Annotated in this window: 17 protein-coding genes; 7 read left to right on the top strand and 10 right to left on the bottom strand. The window is 33.5% G+C overall.

The features are described from left to right. From ACNQGB_RS02400 to purN, 3 genes are all read right to left on the bottom strand, one after another. Window positions 1-924: a PfkB family carbohydrate kinase gene (locus ACNQGB_RS02400; RefSeq protein ID WP_417945354.1), complete on the bottom strand. Its 924-nt coding sequence runs from the start codon at window positions 922-924 to the stop codon at window positions 1-3. A 95-nt stretch (window positions 925-1,019) separates the two neighbouring features. Further along, on the bottom strand, window positions 1,020-1,499 hold the full coding sequence (gene rnhA / locus ACNQGB_RS02405; RefSeq protein ID WP_417945356.1) for a ribonuclease HI: 480 nt from the start codon (window positions 1,497-1,499) through the stop codon (window positions 1,020-1,022). Between the two features lie 5 nt (window positions 1,500-1,504). Next, window positions 1,505-2,074 (bottom strand): phosphoribosylglycinamide formyltransferase, encoded by a 570-nt coding sequence (gene purN / locus ACNQGB_RS02410; protein ID WP_417945357.1) that lies wholly within the window; start codon window positions 2,072-2,074, stop codon window positions 1,505-1,507. Window positions 2,075-2,250: 176 nt separating this feature from the next. Between purN and ACNQGB_RS02415 the strand changes: the two genes are divergently transcribed. From ACNQGB_RS02415 to ACNQGB_RS02440, 6 genes are all read left to right on the top strand, one after another. Next, window positions 2,251-2,487 (top strand): acyl carrier protein, encoded by a 237-nt coding sequence (locus ACNQGB_RS02415; RefSeq protein WP_007137004.1) that lies wholly within the window; start codon window positions 2,251-2,253, stop codon window positions 2,485-2,487. A 180-nt stretch (window positions 2,488-2,667) separates the two neighbouring features. Further along, window positions 2,668-3,921: a beta-ketoacyl-ACP synthase II gene (fabF, locus tag ACNQGB_RS02420; RefSeq protein WP_417945359.1), complete on the top strand. Its 1,254-nt coding sequence runs from the start codon at window positions 2,668-2,670 to the stop codon at window positions 3,919-3,921. Window positions 3,922-3,930: 9 nt separating this feature from the next. Beyond that, window positions 3,931-4,671, top strand: a complete 741-nt coding sequence (locus ACNQGB_RS02425) for a ribonuclease III family protein (RefSeq protein WP_309759645.1) — start codon at window positions 3,931-3,933, stop codon at window positions 4,669-4,671. A 114-nt stretch (window positions 4,672-4,785) separates the two neighbouring features. After that, window positions 4,786-5,274, top strand: a complete 489-nt coding sequence (locus ACNQGB_RS02430; RefSeq protein ID WP_417945361.1) for an IPExxxVDY family protein — start codon at window positions 4,786-4,788, stop codon at window positions 5,272-5,274. Between the two features lie 5 nt (window positions 5,275-5,279). Continuing rightward, entirely contained in the window at window positions 5,280-6,710 is a 1,431-nt protein-coding gene (gene pyk, locus ACNQGB_RS02435) for a pyruvate kinase (protein ID WP_417945363.1), read from the top strand. Between the two features lie 175 nt (window positions 6,711-6,885). Next, window positions 6,886-7,656, top strand: coding sequence for a Bax inhibitor-1/YccA family protein (locus ACNQGB_RS02440; RefSeq protein WP_417945365.1), 771 nt, complete (start codon window positions 6,886-6,888; stop codon window positions 7,654-7,656). A gap of 58 nt (window positions 7,657-7,714) precedes the next feature. Here ACNQGB_RS02440 and ACNQGB_RS02445 read toward each other — a convergent pair whose 3' ends face one another. After that, complete coding sequence (locus ACNQGB_RS02445) at window positions 7,715-8,230, bottom strand: PAS domain-containing protein (protein ID WP_417945367.1); 516 nt, start codon at window positions 8,228-8,230, stop codon at window positions 7,715-7,717. 95 nt (window positions 8,231-8,325) lie between these two features. After that, entirely contained in the window at window positions 8,326-9,408 is a 1,083-nt protein-coding gene (dinB, locus tag ACNQGB_RS02450) for a DNA polymerase IV (RefSeq protein ID WP_417945368.1), read from the bottom strand. A gap of 498 nt (window positions 9,409-9,906) precedes the next feature. On the opposite strand from dinB, the gene ACNQGB_RS02455 reads away from it, so the two are divergent. Continuing rightward, window positions 9,907-10,374 (top strand): CYTH domain-containing protein, encoded by a 468-nt coding sequence (locus ACNQGB_RS02455; protein ID WP_417945370.1) that lies wholly within the window; start codon window positions 9,907-9,909, stop codon window positions 10,372-10,374. A 1-nt stretch (window position 10,375) separates the two neighbouring features. On the opposite strand, the gene ACNQGB_RS02460 is transcribed toward ACNQGB_RS02455, so the two are convergent. The 5 genes from ACNQGB_RS02460 to pgi form a co-directional block, all read right to left on the bottom strand. Continuing rightward, window positions 10,376-10,858, bottom strand: coding sequence for a septal ring lytic transglycosylase RlpA family protein (locus ACNQGB_RS02460; RefSeq protein WP_417945371.1), 483 nt, complete (start codon window positions 10,856-10,858; stop codon window positions 10,376-10,378). An 81-nt stretch (window positions 10,859-10,939) separates the two neighbouring features. Further along, window positions 10,940-11,374: a hypothetical protein gene (locus ACNQGB_RS02465; RefSeq protein ID WP_417945373.1), complete on the bottom strand. Its 435-nt coding sequence runs from the start codon at window positions 11,372-11,374 to the stop codon at window positions 10,940-10,942. Window positions 11,375-11,512: 138 nt separating this feature from the next. Further along, the gene (locus tag ACNQGB_RS02470) at window positions 11,513-12,550 is read right to left on the bottom strand and encodes a fasciclin domain-containing protein (RefSeq protein WP_417945375.1); all 1,038 of its coding nucleotides are present in this window, start codon (window positions 12,548-12,550) and stop codon (window positions 11,513-11,515) included. Between the two features lie 53 nt (window positions 12,551-12,603). Further along, window positions 12,604-15,951 carry a TonB-dependent receptor gene (locus tag ACNQGB_RS02475; RefSeq protein WP_417945376.1) on the bottom strand — a complete coding sequence of 1,116 codons (3,348 nt, stop codon included), beginning with the start codon at window positions 15,949-15,951 and terminating at the stop codon, window positions 12,604-12,606. 371 nt (window positions 15,952-16,322) lie between these two features. Next, a complete protein-coding gene (pgi, locus tag ACNQGB_RS02480) occupies window positions 16,323-17,981 on the bottom strand; it encodes a glucose-6-phosphate isomerase (protein WP_417945378.1) in 1,659 nt (552 codons plus the stop codon). Window positions 17,982-18,081: the final 100 nt, after the last annotated feature.

Genomic DNA, 18,081 nt, shown 5'->3' on the forward strand with positions numbered 1-18,081 from the left:
TTATAATTCTATGTCAAATTGTGTTAGCGATTTGAATTGTTTTAATCGAGACACTACTTCGGTTTTCTCTAAAGTAAGCATTCGTTCTGTTCCAAATTTCTCTACACAAAAGGAAGCTAAGTTAGAACCTTGAATAATTGCGTTTTTCATATTCTCAAAAGAGATGTTTTCGCTTTGTGTCAAGTACCCCGCAAATCCTCCTGCAAATGTATCTCCAGCTCCTGTTGGGTCAAATACTTCTTCTAGTGGCAATGCTGGAGCAAAGAAAACATCCTTGTCTTGGAAAATGAGAGCTCCATGCTCCCCTTTTTTTATCACTACATACTTAGGCCCCATAGTTTGAATTTTGGCAGCAGCCTTAACAAGAGAATATTCTCCAGAAAGTTGCCTAGCCTCCTCATCATTGATGGTAATTACATCTACACGTTTTATCACATCCATCAATTCTGGTAAAGCACAATCCATCCAAAAATTCATTGTGTCAAGCACTACTAATTTGGGTTGTGTTTCCATTTGATCTAAAACACTGCTTTGTACCAATGGATGTAAGTTCCCTAACATTACAATTTCAGCATTTTTGTAGTCTTGTGGTACTTTTGGTTGAAAATCAGCCAACACATTTAATTGTGTATCTAGTGTATCTCTTGAGTTTAAGTCATTGTGGTAACGACCGCTCCAAAAGAAAGTTTTACCACCTTGTACTACTTCTAGTCCAGAGATATCAATATTTCTTGAAGTTAATAAATCTAAATATTCTTGAGGAAAATCATCTCCAACTACAGAAACAATAGCTGATTGCACATTAAAAAAAGAAGCAGATAAACCAATGTATGTTCCTGCTCCACCTAAAATTTTATCAGTTTTACCAAATGGAGTTTCAATTGCGTCGAAAGCTACTGTTCCAACAATCAATAATTTATTCATTATATACGTTTCAAATTAAGGGGCAAAGATAGTTTATAAGTTGTAAAGTTGCAAAGTGCAAGACATGTAAAGTTTTGCCAATTTATATAACATATTTACAACAATTTAGCTTCTTCTTTTTCATAAAAAGCATCGACAGAAAGTTGCTTTTGCATCGAAGCCATCACGGCTAATTCATCACACCTTTCATTTTGAACATGATTGTTATGCCCTTTAATCCATTTAAAATCGACTTTATGCTTTCTGTAAACAACCAGGAAACGTTTCCACAAATCGGAATTTTTCCTGTCAGCAAATCCTTTTTTTTCCCAGCCTAAAACCCATTTTTTTTCTACTGAATCAACCACATATTTCGAATCCGAAACGACTAATACTTTAGTATTAGGGTTTTTTAATTTTTCAAGACCCACTATTACAGCCAATAATTCCATTCTATTATTCGTAGTTCGCCTAAAACCCTCGTAAAACTCTTTTTTATATGGCTTTCCTACCCACTCCATCACAACGCCGTAACCGCCATTTCCAGGATTTCCCTTTGCGGCACCATCTGTATATATATGTACGTCGTGTTCCATTACTATTATATACTTTGATTTAAAATACGGTCTATGATAACTGGGAAAAACTCTTGCTCAAGTTCATGAATTCTTTCCGCAACTGTTGCAAACGTATCAACTGCTGTTAATGCAACACGTTGTTGAGCGATAATTGCGCCTTCATCGTAATTTTCATTCACATAGTGTACCGTAATTCCCGTTTCTAATTCCTTATTTTCAACAACTGCTTGATGTACATACATTCCATACATCCCTTTTCCACCGTATTTAGGCAGTAAAGCGGGATGTATATTTATGATTTTATCTGGGAAAGCTTTTATAATACTAGAAGGGAATTGGAGTAAAAAACCGGCTAAAACAATTAAATCCGGATTCAATACTTTAATTTTTTGTAGTATTTCGATTTCAAATAATTGTGTTTTGGTTAAAATTTCAATAGGCACATCGTATTTTTGAACTCTATTGATGACTCCCGCATTAGGGTTGTTTGTAAAAACTGCAATAACACATGCTGTATTCGTTTTTTTAAAATATTGGATAATATTTTCAGCATTAGTACCCGATCCGGAGGCAAAAATCACGATTTTTTTCATAACTACATTCAATTTGAAGCCACAAAAAAAAGCATAATAATTTAAAATAAATAGCATTGAGACACCTTTGTCAAAATATATTTCATAAATTAGATGTCACATTTATCAACTAAATCGTTGTTTTAAAATAAAGTTTTTTATTTTTGCCAACAAATTAAATTCTAAAATTAAAGATTATGTCAGACATTGCATCAAGAGTAAAAGCGATTATCGTAGACAAATTAGGTGTTGACGAAAACGAAGTTGTAACAGAAGCAAGCTTCACTAATGATTTAGGAGCTGACTCATTAGACACTGTTGAGCTTATTATGGAATTCGAAAAAGAATTTGACATTCAAATTCCAGACGATCAAGCAGAAAACATCGCTACTGTAGGTCAAGCAATCTCTTACATAGAGGAAGCTAAAAAATAATAAAGACACACCCGTTTGCAATCTTGTATACGGGTGTTATTATTTTTTTTAAAATTAAATTCGAGATTGATTTTCAATCAAAACTATATTTATTGTAATACCCATGGCTCTTTTGTAATAGCAATACAGTAAAGAAAGCATGGGTTTTATTTGTTTTAAGATAACAAAAATAAAGAATTTATGGTATTAAGACGAGTTGTTGTAACAGGTTTAGGCGCTCTTACACCCATTGGAAATAACATTGAAGAATATTGGAACTCCCTTATTAACGGCGTGAGTGGTGCAGCACCAATCACTTATTTTGATGCTTCAAAATTTAAAACTCAATTTGCATGCGAACTTAAAAATTTTAATGCTGAGGATTTTTTAGATCGAAAAGAAGCTAGAAAAATGGATCGCTATGCACAGTATGCCATGGTATCGTCTGAAGAGGCAGTAAATGATGCTGGATTTAATCTAGACACTTTAGATAAAGACCGAGCAGGAGTTATTTGGGGTTCAGGAATAGGCGGATTAGAAACTTTTCAAATCGAAATGTTGAATTTTTCAGCAGGCGATGGAACTCCAAAATTTAATCCTTTCTTTATTCCAAAAATGATATCTGATATTGCTTGTGGACATATTTCTATAAAATATGGATTTAGAGGCCCAAATTTTGCGACAGTTTCAGCTTGTGCTTCCTCTACAAACGCTATTATCGACGCTTTTAATTACATTAGATTAGGTCACGCTGATGTTATGGTCACTGGTGGATCTGAAGCAGCAGTAACTATTGCAGGCATGGGAGGATTTAATGCTATGCATGCGCTATCAACAAGAAATGATGATCCAAAGACAGCTTCCAGACCCATGGACAAAGACCGTGATGGATTCGTTTTAGGAGAAGGAGCGGGAGCTTTGATCCTAGAGGAATATGAACATGCTATTGCACGTGGTGCTAAAATCTATTGTGAAATTGGAGGTGGCGGAATGTCAGCAGATGCACACCACATAACCGCTCCACATCCTGAAGGATTAGGTGCTAAAAATGTAATGCTAAATTGCCTAAGAGACGCTGGTTTACAACCAACTGACGTTGACGGATTGAACATGCACGGAACATCAACACCACTAGGTGATATGGCAGAGTCAAAAGCGATTCTTCATGTTTTTGGCGAACATGCTTATACCATGAATCTCAATTCAACAAAATCGATGACTGGTCACTTACTTGGTGCTGCAGGAGCTATAGAAACTATTTCTTCCATTCTTTCGATGAAATACAGAATTGTTCCCCCAACCATCAATCATGTAACAAATGATGAAAACATTGATTCTAAATTGAATTTCACGTTCAACAAAGCTCAAAAAAGAGAGATGAATGTTGTTATGAGTAATACTTTTGGTTTTGGAGGCCATAATGCCTGTGTTTTAGTTAAAAAATTAGAAATCTAATAATTATATATGCGTATAATTAGAAAAATATTTTCAAAATCCCGTTCTCTTGAAGACGGGATTTTTTTTGATTCTATTCAGAAAATCTTAGGTTTTGCTCCTTTAAATTTAGAGTATTACCAGAAAGCATTCACACACCGCTCTTCTAACCGGCTGGATGTTTTAGGGAATCCAATTAATTATGAACGATTAGAGTTTTTAGGTGATGCCATGTTAAGTTCCGTAATAGCAGCACATTTATTTAGCAAAGCACCCGCTGGCGATGAAGGATACCTTACCAAAATGCGTTCAAAGATTGTAAGTAGAGAACATTTAAATGAATTAGGAAAAGACTTAAATTTAGTTCAATACATAGAAAGCAAAGTACCCTTAAACCATTTTGGAGAAAACATACACGGCAATATATTTGAATCTCTCGTGGGAGCCATTTATCTGGATCGCGGTTATGTATATTGTGAAAAATTTATTCAAAAAAGAGTGGTAGCTCCTTATGTAGATATCGCTAGATTGGAAGGAAAAGTAATTAGTTATAAAAGTTTGGTCATCGAATGGTGTCAAAAAGAAAAGAAAATATTTCATTACGATATATTTGAAGACAATGCAATTGACGGACAACGACTGTTTGGTGTCAAACTAAGTATTGACGAGAAAGTGATTGCAAAAGCCAGAGCAACTTCAAAAAAGAAAGCAGAAGAAAAAGCATCCCAACGTGCTTATTTTGCATTTCAAGAAAAAATGGATAGGAAATAATATCAATTTCCACAAAACTATAACGTTTTCGTTCATAAAATAACGAAAACATCTTATTTTGAGAGGTCTACACTTCATTAGAAATACTATATTTACATCTTATTTTTTCTCGAAATGACAATTCATAGACTAAATCTTGGCGAATTTGATGCAATAGATTACCATCTAATTGCAATTCATACTTCACTTGAAAATTATAGGTTGGCTTATTTTATAAACCAAAAGCTATCTATAAATTTGAGTAAAAGCAAGAATGAAATTCAAATTAATATCAAAGAAGGAGAAACAAATTTTTCGAGATTTTGTTATTCAAATTCCGATAAAGAAATTTCTTGGGATTTGATTCAAAATAAAAACGAAGTAATACAATACAAAAAAGGAACTACTCAAAATTTATTTTCAAATCTAACTATGGAAGTGGCAACAAAAGTGTATTTACTTCCCGAATTTAAAAAAGTAGACTATTTTCTAAAAATAGAAAATAATCACGATGCTGTGAGTGTGTCGAATATACAAATCCTATTAAATACCATTGATAATGTATCGACCGTATACAGTGTAGATATAAATCAAATAAAATCAAAAAACAATTTAATTTTTTAATACAAATGCTTACAAACAAAAAAACAAAAATTGTAGCCACCCTTGGGCCTGCATGCAGTACAAGAGAAATCATAAAAGACATGATTGATGCCGGTGTTAATGTCTTTAGAGTGAATTTTTCGCATGCGGACTACAATGATGTAAAAGAAAAAATTAATATCATACGAGGTCTAAATGAAGAATTTGGCTATACTACAGCTATCCTTGGTGATTTACAAGGTCCTAAGTTACGGGTTGGAGTGATGGAAGAAGGCGTAGTGGTGCATGACGGTGATTTAATTACATTTACTACTGCCGAAGACATTCTAGGAACAGCTCAGAAAGTATTTATGAAGTACCAAAACTTTCCAAATGATGTAAATCCTGGAGAGCGTATTTTGCTTGATGACGGAAAACTTATTTTTGAAATTGTTGAAACTGATAAAAAATCGGAGGTCATTGCAAGAGTCATTCAAGGTGGTGAATTGAAATCAAAAAAAGGGGTTAATTTACCTAATACTAAAATTTCTCTTCCAGCTATGACCGAAAAAGATATAGCTGACGCAATTTTTGCAATTGGACAAAATGTAGATTGGATTGCATTGTCTTTTGTAAAAACGCCAAGAGATTTACAAGACTTACAAGAATTAATTGCTGAACATTCTGACTATAAAATTCCAATTATAGCCAAAATCGAAATGCCGGAAGCATTAGAAAATATTGATAAAATTGTTGCCTATTGCGATGCCTTGATGGTAGCCCGAGGCGACTTAGGAGTAGAACTTCCTGCTCATGAAGTACCATTAGTTCAAAAAGAATTGATCCGCAGAGCAAAAACAGCTCGTATTCCGGTTATTGTTGCTACACAAATGATGGAAACAATGATCACTTCCCTAACACCAACTCGTGCAGAAGTAAATGATGTGGCCAACTCTGTTATGGATGGAGCAGATGCTGTAATGCTATCTGGTGAAACAGCTACAGGTAACTATCCGATTCAGGTGATCCAAAAAATGACTCAAATCATTGAGGCAGTTGAAGATTCTCCACTAATTCAAGTACCACAAAACACACCACAAATCAAAACAAAACGTTTTATCACCAAAACAATTTGCCACCACGCTGCAACTATGGCAAATGTCATCAAAGCTAAAGCAATTTGTACCTTAACGAATAGTGGGTATACTGCTTTCCAAATTTCGGCTTGGAGACCCAATGCACATATTCTAGTTTTTACCTCCAATAAAAGAATCTTGACACAACTTAACTTGCTTTGGGGAGTAAAATCATTCATGTATACCAAAGATGTGAGCACAGATGATACGGTAACAGATATCAATGAAATTGTGAAACACAAAGGTTTTGTTCAAAAAGGCGATTTTCTTATCAACTTAGCAGCAATGCCCATTAAAGATAAAGGAATGGTAAACACCTTGAGAGTATCTGAAATAGAATAACCTTACGCTCTTTAAATATCAAATCCGTTTTATCTCGTTTGTAAACGAAATAGGACGGATTTTTTTTGTTAACACTCCAAAGAAATAGAATTTATACCCATTAAAATTTAAGACTATTTAGGAAATCCTTTGAAAAATAAAAATTATATTTGATGAACACTTAACTGAATCTATTATGAATTTGAATTCTAAAAATCCATTTTTAAACAATAAGACTTTTTCTACTGCCGTTTCTAAAAAAGAAGAAGTACAAGAGGCTACCGTTATTGATTATAACGACGAAATGACGTTATCAGGAACTATAAATAAAAGTTTAATTTTATTTTTGCTTTTGTGCGCATCTGCAACTGTGATCTGGTGGCTGACGTTTAATGGCATGAATCCTTTGGTCCCCGCAATTGGAGGCGCAATTGTTGGATTAGTTTTAGTGCTAATTTCAGCTTTCAAACCACAATACTCTCCTTATTTAGCGCCAGGTTACGCTTTATTTGAAGGTTTATTTATAGGCGGTATTTCGGCAATTTTTGAAGCCATGTATCCTGGAATTGTAATTCAAGCCGTGGGAGCAACTTTTGTCACATTTATGGTTTGCTTAGGATTATACAAGTATAAAGTAGTAAAAGTAACCGAACAATTCAAATCAGTTGTTGTGGCAGCTACACTAGCTATTGCTACCTACTACATTATTTCTTGGTTATTTTCGATGTTTACAAGTTTTGTCCCTGTACATTATGGTAACTCTATGATGAGTATCGGAATAAGCATTTTTGTAATAGTAATTGCTGCTTTAAACCTGTTTTTGGATTTTGACCGTATCGAAAAAGGCGCTGAACAAAAAATGCCTAAATATATGGAATGGTACGGCGCCATGGGATTAATGATTACGCTAGTTTGGTTATACATCGAATTTTTAAGATTACTCTCCAAACTGAACAGTAAAAATTAATAACAACCACGGTTATCATAAAAGCAGAAAACCTTTCCAATTGGAAAGGTTTTCTGTTTTAAGCAGCTTTTTCAAAGGCTATATAATGGATTAATTCCCCTTTGTTGTTAAATACAGGATATCCTTTTATTATACAGGCATAAACATCACCGTTTTTTTTATAATTCATAACTGTTTTTTCAAATGGTTTTTGTTCTAAAATAGCTTTACGAATTTCATTAGAAGTAGTACCATTTGTAGCCTCACCTTGAAACATTTTGGGACTTTTACCTAGAACTTCTTCTTCGCAATAACCGTTCATATTTACAATGTTATGCGAAGCAAAAACAATTTTTAACTTTACATCCGTCACAATGATCACTTCGTCTTGTGGAGTATTTTTTAAATCCCAATCACTAGGAACCCATTTATTCTTAGAAGCAATTCCATTCAGTTTGTTTAGATCTAAAAAAAAGTTCTTGATAGAACACAGGAAATCGTTATGAAAATCCCATGAGTAAACTGGAGCAGTATTTATACTTAATTTATTGTGATACAAAGCGATAGCTTCTTCATATTGTCTAAAATCATTCATAATAAATTGATTTGAAAAGCCAAATTTAAATTTAATTATAACGAAAAGATAGTAATAAGCAAACTTTAACCCTTGTTGAACGTGTACATAGTCTTTTAAAAGTCAAATTTAAGCTGCACTACAACATATTTTTTTTGTTCAGTGTTTAAGTTATTCAAAGAAATTCCCAACAACCGCACGGAATCTTTCATTCGTTCTTGATACAACAACTCTTTAACAACCTCTACAATAAGTGTTTTATCTGCAATAAAATAAGGTAATGTTTTACTACGTGTTTGTTGGGTAAAATCACTGTATTTAATTTTTAAAGTAACTGTTTTACCTGCTATATTGTGTTTTTTTAATCTTTTTTCTAATGTGATTGCAATGACTTCCAATTGCTCCATCATGAAAACTTCAGAGGAGAGGTTGACATCAAAAGTATGTTCAGCCGCTACTGATTTGGTAATTCGGTTTGATTTTACCAAGCTATTGTGAATTCCTCTTACAACATTGTAATAAAAAGTCCCTGATTTCCCAAAATGCTTCTCTAAAAATTCTAAAGATTTACTTTTCAACTCTACTCCTGTGAAAATACCGAGTTGGTACATTTTTTCTGTTGTCACTTTTCCAACGCCATAAAATTTTCGAATAGGTAATTCCTCTAAGAATGATAGCACTTCATCTGGACGTACGGTTTTTTGCCCATTTGGTTTGTTAAAATCACTGGCTATTTTAGCGACAAACTTATTAACCGATATGCCTGCAGAAGCCGTTAAACCCACCTCGTCAAAAATTCGCTGTCTTATTTCTTGTGCTAATAGTGTTGCGCTGAGATTACCTTTTTTGTTGCTCGTAACATCCAGATACGCTTCATCAAGTGATAAGGGCTCTACTAAATCTGTGTATTCATAAAAAATCTTTTGGATCTTACTAGAAATTTCTTTGTACCGATCAAAACGAGGACGTACAAAGATGAGTTCTGGACAATTTTTTTTGGCCATAACGCCACTAATTGCACTTCGAACTCCAAATTTCCTTGCCTCATAACTTGCGGCAGCAACTACACCTCGGTTTTCAGAACCGCCAACCGCAATTGGTTTGCCACGCAATAACGGATTGTCCATTTGCTCTACCGATGCATAAAAGGCATCCATGTCAACGTGTATGATTTTTCTATTAGGGCTTGCTTCTTGCATTACAATTTTTAACTAATTGAATGTTAAAATTTTACTCTTTTTTAGAGTGTATAGAAATCTGTAATTGCGTTTTATTTCATTGCTAAGTATGATTATGTGCACCATTGCACAATTTTTAACAATTAAAATATTTAAACATTGCTACTAAACTACATAATAATAAATCCAACTTTTAAACTGCTTTTAGCACAATTTACATTATTACCAAGAGATAAAAAACTCTATAAAGTTAATCATTACTATCGCTACAGTTTAAAGAATTTATTAAAATAAAAAAGGCATAAATGAAGTAACTATAATTAATCCCTACATTTGATGTTTAAAATCGAAAAGTGTTTTAGCCCAGATAGCAGTGAAATCTTCGATTGAAAAATACTATTTTTTCTTTTAGAAAAGAGCGCCCCAAGAAGCTCCTTTTTTAAAAAAGAAAAAAAGTTTTATGATTGAGAAATTGAAACGAATAGCTGGAAAAGCTTTAAATAATCAAACAAAACAAACATGATTGAAATAGAAAGAAAATTTTTGGTTACAGACGATTCGTTTAAGGCAGCAGCTTTTGCTCAAAATCAAATTGCACAAGGCTATTTAAGTTTGGTCCCGGAACGCACGGTTCGAGTACGAATAAAAGGCGAAAAAGGATATTTGACCATAAAAGGAATTTCAAATGATTCCGGTATGTCTCGATTTGAATGGGAAAAAGAAATTCCTTTATCCGAGGCAAAGGAATTATTATTGTTATGCGAAAAAGGTGTTATTGACAAAACCCGTTTTGAAATCAAATCTGGCTCTCATATTTATGAGGTCGATGAGTTTTATGGCGAAAATGAAGGATTGATTGTCGCAGAAATTGAACTTAGTTCTGAAACGGAAACTTTTAAAAAACCTATTTGGCTGGGTGAAGAAGTAACCCATCTTAACCGCTATTACAACGCTTATTTGAGTAAGCATCCTTACAAAAATTGGTAATCTAATTATTTAGTACTGCTATTGTTACTTTCATTCCACCACTATTTTTGTTGGAGGTAATGTCCATAAAAGATCTTTTAGAAAGGTCGATTTCTCTAGATTTAACGAATGGACCTCTATCGGTAATTTCTACAATCACAGACTTGCCATTTTTTTCATTAGTCACCTTTACTTTAGTTCCAAAAGGAAGTTTTTTATGGGCTGCGGTATATTTGTTGTTGTCAAATTTTCTTCCGCTTGTAGTGCGTCTTCCATTAAATTTATCGGCATAATAGGAGGCATGAGCTTCTTTTTTATAGATTTTAAATTTACCTAATGACGCAAGCAAAGAATCTGTTTTACTTTCCTCAAGTTCAATTGCCACTTTGTTTTTCTTGAGCGTATCTTTTTGAGTAACTGCTTTTTGTTTTTCTAAGTTTGTGCTTTGACTACTGACAAAGGCAATACTGGCCAGTAAAAAAAATATCGTTATTGCTTTTTTCATATTTAATGTATTTGTTAAGCCTATTTTACAAAAACCATACCCTGATAAAAAAAGCTCTATTTCTAGAGCTTTGATTCGATTTTACAACCAAATTTTCCAAGGAATCCTACTTAAAATCAGAACTAATCCCAAACCATAAAAAATAGAGAAAGTTTTAAATTTTGATTCACTAGTCAAAAGTTTTTTATGCTTGGACCAACCTATCGTAATTAATGTAATAGCAATAATATTGATTAACGGATGCTCCAATGCTAATAATCTACTTTCTGTTGTAAGGCCTCCCATACCAACTGCTTTTATCATTTGCAATCCATTTGGAGAAACAAAATATAAAATGATACCTACTAAAAACTGAATGTGAATCGCTATTAAAGCAGACAATGCGATTTTTCTATCTTTTAATGTGAACTCTTTTTTTGAAGACATCCCAATTAAAGAATTTACCACTGCAATAACCAATATTAAAAGAGCAAGATAAGCCCATCCAGAATGGAATTTTTGAATAAAATTATACATAAATGTTGTTTTTGTTTAAACAAATATAAGAAAAAAAGCCATAAAAAAAACCACTAAATCTCAAAAGTGCTCACAGTTTAAAATAAAAAAGGCTGTCTAAATACTTTAGACAGCCTTTGTAATAGGTATTCTTGAATCTTACATAAAAGGTTGCAACACTTTATCAATAACGTGTATTGCTCCATTAGTTCCTTGAATATTAACAGTTTTAATGGTCCCGTTAGTTGTACCAACGACATCCTTAATTTTAACTGTACCTAATAAAATTGTAAATTTATTAGGAGTAAATAAAGTAGTAACAGAGACATCTGTAGTTGCAGTAGATGAAGTAAATGAAGTTGCTGAACTTGAAGTTCTGTTTCCATTTTCTAAATGATATCTTAAGATAGAAGTTACTTGAGCATCCGTTTTACCTACTAGGTATCCACCTGTTGCAGTCGCAGCTGTAAATGCACCGTTGTCTGGAGCGTAAACTGTGATTGGAGCAGCAGCAGTAGCACCAGTAAGTGTAGCTAAAACTGAAGCCTGAGGAGCAGATGTAACTACTCCCAATAAAGAAGATAAATTTGGGTTTGCTTTAATATGATTAACAATTGTTGGCAATAAAATAACACCATTAACAACATGTATCAATCCATTACTTGCTACAATGTTAGCAGTAGTAACTTTAGCACCTCCATTAGCAACACCTCCATTTACCAAAACGTCAGTACCAACAGTATTTACAAAAACGTTTAAGTTTAAAGATGTAGTTCCTGATGATGGAACCCTTACAGAGGCAAAAGTTCTTGTATATCCAGCAGCTAATAGATCGTCTGATTTTGTACCAATACCAACTACATGATTTTGCAAGATCAATCGTAAGTTAGCAATTGCAACATTATCTGCTGGTGCAGTCAATGCGTTAATTCCTGCGCTAGTATAACCAGCGGCTGTAAAAGCAGCATTAGTTGGAGCAAAAACAGTATACGATCCAGCACTAGTTAGAGTCGCCTCTAAACCCGTTTTCTTTAACGCATCAACTAAGATACTAAAATTTGTAGGATCTGCTTTTGCAATGTCAACTATAGATTTAAAAGGTGTAACCTCTTTTGGCTCATCTGTAGAGCAAGAAAAAGTCATAAGTGCAACAACTAAAATGGCTACAAAAGACAAAATTTGATTTCTTATTTTCATGATTTTTTTTATTAAATGTTTTGTGTATTGTGTGATTGTAATTATAAAATTTATTAGTTTCCGAAAGTATATCTTAATGTAAATTGAGCTTGCCAAACATCAGATAAAGATGCATTTTTTTGGAAAGTATCTTTAGCTAAAAATCTTCTTCCTTGATTATCCGTTTGAAAAGCCATTTGATATCCTGGTATGAAATTATTAGCAGAACTTGGTGTTTGCGCTACAACTAACAAAGCACCGTTTGATACTGTGCTTCTTTGCGAAACTCCCCATGAACGATTCACTAAATTAGTAAAGTTTAAGATATCAGCTCTAAACTGGAAACTATTCTTTTTACCTCCAATTTTAATAGAGAAATCTTGTGTAACAGACAAATCAACTCTGTGTAACATAGGTAATAAATTCTCATTTCTATCTACGTACTGACCTCTTTTTGAAGACAAATACTGGTTCTGATTAACGTATTTTTCAAAAGCCTCTTCTTGTTCTGCTACAGTGTATAAAACAATAGAAGATCCCCCTAAAGTTTGAGTAATTGGAACAAAACGCAAATCACTAGCTTTATTAGGCACGAATAACAAATCATTCTGATTTCCACGGTCTCCGTTTAAATCACCTCCATATGTATAACTAAAAGAACTAGATTGCTCACCAATATATCCTAAATTGATTGACGTTGCAGCTCCAAATTTACCACCATATTGAATTTTGTACCCTAATATACCCACCATTCTGTGTGGTGTGTTATTGTTAGACAAACTTAATTGTTGATCATTATTACCGTTGATAGAACGAACTCCATTCCAACTTCCTGATGCTGTTGATCCTGGAGACAATAAATCTTTAGCCTCTGAATGCGTATAAGCAAATGAACCCCATAATCCTTTTTTATAAGGATACTCTAACTTAACAGTCGTAGAATAAAAATAACCTTTATCAGTATTACTTAATAAGATAGCATTGATTACATTGTTATTGATACGTAATCCATTATCACTCACATTATATAAAGGTCTTCTGTCAGGACCATTAAGCGTTCCTACTGGATTTTCAAAATTCACATTAGAATATGCCGTCTCATTGATGTTCTTACTAAAAATACCTTCAATAGTACCTATGAAACCAAAAGGTAATTTTTGATCTAAGGCTACCGTAGTTTTCCAAACCTGTGGGAACTTGTAATTTTTATCCGTAAATGCTAAATCTATTGTAGCAGGCAAAGTAGGCGTTGACGGCGTAAAATACTGACTTGGGTTTACAGTAAAACCATATTTTCCAGCACCAACATTAGAATCAGTTGCATCAACTAAACCAGTAAGAACTCCGTTATTACCAATTGCATTAGATAAAAACACTAATGGTGGTCTTCCTGAGAATAATCCTGAACCTCCACGAACTATTGTTTTTGCATCACCAGTCACATCTAAATTGAAACCAACTCTTGGCTCAAAAAGATACTGAGTATTAGGCATGTCACCTGTATTGAATTTTGCTCCGTCAGCAAAAGTTAAACCAGTAACGATAGGATTCTCTAATGCAGTGTCTTGGAAAGAAACTCTTGTTGCTCTGATACCCATAGTCACTTTTAATTGATCGCTAACTTTAAAATCATCTTGAAAATATAAATCAATTTTATCCGATTTTAAGATTTGGAATGGATCTACTCCGCCTGGAACAGCAGAATATCTAAACTGAGTTCTTACAGGCAAGTTATTTACCGAAGGAGCTCCATTCAAGGCAATAGATTCATTTGCAGCACTATAAAATTCATCTAAAGAGTTGAAAATAAACACCCCATTAGAACCTGAGAAAAATAAATTACTTGACTTAAAATGCTCATAGTTTGCTCCAAATAATAAAGAGTGTTTTCCTATGGTCTTAGTCAAATTATTTGTAAAGTGTAATGTTGAATAGTTCAATAAATTTCCTTGTGTGAAAGGATCCAAACCTGCAGAAATAAAGTTTAAGTTACCTACTGCACCTCCAGCTGCAGGTGCTGTACCGTTTTTAATATCAATAGTTGGAAACAAACCTCCTCCTATTAAACCTCTATCTTCTATTTGTTTGTCATACCCTCCAATAAAGTTATTACTCCATGAATTAGACAATTTACTATCTAATTGCACAACAATAGATCGTGTATTATCTTGTATTGTGTATCCAGAATTTTTGAAAGACATAGAGTTAACGTTCCTTACTCTGTTACCAAATCCTAAAGTATTTGAATTAGAAGTCAATTCATCAGAAGAAGAATCATGATGCACATAACGAATAGAAAATTTATTGTTGTCATTTATGTTCCAGTCAATTTTAGCTAAGAATTTTTTAGATATTCTTTCAGCATCATAATTTTCCCATGGACCTGTAGTATAATTAAATTTCTCTTGTAGAAAATTTGAAAGTGTCTGCATTTGTTGAAATGTAGGAGCAGATACTTGACCACTTGGTTGCGGAGAACCTGTAGAAGTCCATGTTGTTGCTGGACTAATATTGTTTATTGTTTCGAAGTTACCAAAGAAAAATAATTTATCTTTTATGATTGGCGCACCAACTCTAGCTCCCCAAATGTTCTCTTCAAATTTAGCAGGTACAATTCTAGTTTGTCCAGCTTTAGTTCCTACAAACTCTTTTTTATTGCTTCTTGTAGATGTATAAACAGATCCTTCAATTTCATTTGTACCACTTCTAGTTACACCATTAATACCAGTTCCTGTAAAACCAGATTGGCGAACATCAAAAGGAGCAACACTTACTTGCAATTGTTCGATTGCGTCTAAAGAAATTGCTGTTGAACCCGTTCTTCCTCCCGCTTGAGCGTCAGATCCAAGTCCAAAACCATTATTAAACACCGATCCGTCTATAGTAAAGTTGTTTAATCTTGAATCTTGTCCTCCAAAAGAACCTCCACCACCAGCATTCGCATTGTATTTTGTGATAGAGTTAATTGATCTAGCTCCTGTTACCGGAATAGCTGTCAATTCTCTGTTAGAAAATTGCTGAGATGCTCCTGTTTTTCCTTTATTAAATGCTCCATTAGATTTAGTAGATACAATTACCACTTCTTTCAAAGCATTTGAAGACTCTTGTACAACCACATTTACACTTAGGTTACTTCCCAAAGGCGCATTGATTTCTGTTATCTCAGTAGTTTTAAAACCTACATATGTTACTGTTACTGTATAAGGTCCTCCAGGTCTTAGCCCTTGAACTGAATATCCACCGTCATAACCAGTAGTAGAAAAATACTTCGAGCCTGTAGGTTTGTGAACCACCATAACTGATGCTCCAGGCAAAACCTCACCAGTGTTTGATTTAACTATCCCAGACATTGCAGATGTTGTTACCTGCGCATGACCGAGAACTGATAAAAAAATAATCAAAATAAAAATAATTCTTTTCATTTTTGCTTTTTTGTTTAGTTTAAAAATATTTGGCAAAAATATAACATTTTTGTTTGAATAAGTTAACGCAACGTTAAGAATCGACTTTTTTTATTTATCTAAAATCGACTTAAAATGATTTAAGAGTTTTTTTAAAAAAAAAGATGAGATTACATCAATCAAAATTTATTTTCGATGCATTATTATCATTTATTACTGAATTATATCTATTTAAAAATAATGATGGTTTTTTTTAAAACTACTACATTAGAGCCACTTAGACATAAAAAAACCTGATTTAAGTAAAATCAGGTTTCTAGAAGAACCGCTGTAAATTAAAAAAACGTCATGAAACTAAAAATCAAGCGTTATTTTATAAAAAAAACGATTTTTTAGCTCTTTTTATTCTTCAAAAAATGATTCAATAAGAAAGAAGTAGAGCTATCATGGTTTTGAATTGTATTTGTATTAATTTCCTCCAAAATAGAGTTTGCAAGCTGCTTTCCGAGTTCAACACCCCACTGATCAAAGCTAAAGATATTCCAGATAATTCCTTGCACAAAAATTTTATGTTCATACACTGCAATCAAGGAGCCTATCGTTTTTGGTGCTAATGTATCAATCAGTATGGTATTCGTCGGTTTGTTACCCACAAAAACTTTAAACGGCAGCAGAAACTTCGCTTCCTCCTGTGAGATTCCTTGCTTTTGAAATTCAGCTTGAACTACAGCAGCAGATTTGCCATGCAGCAATGCCTCTGTTTGAGCAAAAAAGTTAGACATTAATTTATCATGATGGTCTGTGTCTCCATACAAAGGATTTACAAAACCTATAAAATCAGCTGGGATTAATTTTGTGCCTTGGTGTATCAACTGAAAAAAGGCGTGTTGCGCATTTGTTCCTGGCTCGCCCCAAATAATAGTTCCTGTTTGGTACTGTACTGGTTTCCCATCGCGACCTATACTTTTGCCATTGCTCTCCATGGTTCCCTGTTGTAAATAAGGCGCTAATTTCTGCAAATATTGTGTGTACGGAATTAAGGCTTCACTTTCGGCACCAAAGAAATTATTGTACCATACACTCAATAATGCCAATATAACTGGCATATTTTTATCGAAATCAGCCGTTTTAAAATGCGTATCCATTTCATTAGCTCCTTCTAATAGTTCCTCAAAATTATCATAGCCAACAGCTAGACTAATTGTTAATCCGACCGCACTCCATAAAGAAAAACGTCCGCCTACCCAATCCCACATCGGGAAAACATTATCTGGATTTATTCCAAACTTGGTTACCTTTTCAATATTTGTGGAAACTGCAACAAAATGTTTCGCTACATCGTCTTGGCTTGTACCAAATTCCTGAGATAAAAACCATTTCCTGATAGTTTCAGAATTGGTTAATGTTTCTTGTGTTGTAAAAGTCTTGGAGACAATCACAAAAAGTGTTGTTTCTGGATTTAGTTTTTTTATAATTTCATTTACATGGTCACCATCCACATTAGAAACGAAATGAATATTGAGATTATTTTTATAAAATTGCAATGCTTCAACTGCCATTGCAGGCCCTAAATCTGACCCTCCAATTCCTATATTGACAACATCTGTAAAACGCTTCCCAGTAAAACCGGTTCTTGAACCCGAAATAACTTCATGTGAAAAAGCTTTTATTTTATTTTTTACTCCATAAACTTCTGGAACTACATTAACTCCATCCACTTTTATTGTTTGGGATTCCTTTGCACGCAATGCAGTATGAAGCACGGCTCTGTTTTCGGTTTGATTAATGATTGCTCCATCAAAATAATCAGTAATAGCACTTTTGAGTCCTACTTCATCAGCCAATTCCAACAATAGCTGAATCGTTTCTTGATTGATTATGTTTTTTGAATAATCCAGTAAAAATTCATTCCATTTTAAATTAAATTTATCTGTTCTGTTTGCATCCAACAGAAACATTTCTTGCATAGACGCATTTTGCATTTCGTTGTAATGCAATTCCAGTTTCTTCCAAGCACTAGTTGTTATTGGATTTATTGTATGTAAAGCCATTTAATAGGTAGTTTGTAATATTATTTTAATTCGGCAAAAATACTGAAATTAGTTTTAACGCTAAATGTGTTTTGATTAATATCACAATTTACTAAGAAAA

It is taken from the genome of Flavobacterium frigidum (genome assembly GCF_048286795.2).

Coding starts and splice junctions, on each gene's coding strand:
- ACNQGB_RS02400 (WP_417945354.1), bottom strand. CDS start 924: ATGAATAAATTATTGATTGTTGGAACAGTAGCTTTCGACGCAATTGAA.
- ACNQGB_RS02470 (WP_417945375.1), bottom strand. CDS start 12,550: ATGAAAATAAGAAATCAAATTTTGTCTTTTGTAGCCATTTTAGTTGTT.
- pyk (WP_417945363.1), top strand. CDS start 5,280: ATGCTTACAAACAAAAAAACAAAAATTGTAGCCACCCTTGGGCCTGCA.
- ACNQGB_RS02455 (WP_417945370.1), top strand. CDS start 9,907: ATGATTGAAATAGAAAGAAAATTTTTGGTTACAGACGATTCGTTTAAG.
- rnhA (WP_417945356.1), bottom strand. CDS start 1,499: ATGGAACACGACGTACATATATATACAGATGGTGCCGCAAAGGGAAAT.
- pgi (WP_417945378.1), bottom strand. CDS start 17,981: ATGGCTTTACATACAATAAATCCAATAACAACTAGTGCTTGGAAGAAA.
- ACNQGB_RS02415 (WP_007137004.1), top strand. CDS start 2,251: ATGTCAGACATTGCATCAAGAGTAAAAGCGATTATCGTAGACAAATTA.
- ACNQGB_RS02460 (WP_417945371.1), bottom strand. CDS start 10,858: ATGAAAAAAGCAATAACGATATTTTTTTTACTGGCCAGTATTGCCTTT.
- dinB (WP_417945368.1), bottom strand. CDS start 9,408: ATGCAAGAAGCAAGCCCTAATAGAAAAATCATACACGTTGACATGGAT.
- ACNQGB_RS02440 (WP_417945365.1), top strand. CDS start 6,886: ATGAATTTGAATTCTAAAAATCCATTTTTAAACAATAAGACTTTTTCT.
- fabF (WP_417945359.1), top strand. CDS start 2,668: ATGGTATTAAGACGAGTTGTTGTAACAGGTTTAGGCGCTCTTACACCC.
- purN (WP_417945357.1), bottom strand. CDS start 2,074: ATGAAAAAAATCGTGATTTTTGCCTCCGGATCGGGTACTAATGCTGAA.
- ACNQGB_RS02475 (WP_417945376.1), bottom strand. CDS start 15,951: ATGAAAAGAATTATTTTTATTTTGATTATTTTTTTATCAGTTCTCGGT.
- ACNQGB_RS02430 (WP_417945361.1), top strand. CDS start 4,786: ATGACAATTCATAGACTAAATCTTGGCGAATTTGATGCAATAGATTAC.
- ACNQGB_RS02425 (WP_309759645.1), top strand. CDS start 3,931: ATGCGTATAATTAGAAAAATATTTTCAAAATCCCGTTCTCTTGAAGAC.
- ACNQGB_RS02445 (WP_417945367.1), bottom strand. CDS start 8,230: ATGAATGATTTTAGACAATATGAAGAAGCTATCGCTTTGTATCACAAT.
- ACNQGB_RS02465 (WP_417945373.1), bottom strand. CDS start 11,374: ATGTATAATTTTATTCAAAAATTCCATTCTGGATGGGCTTATCTTGCT.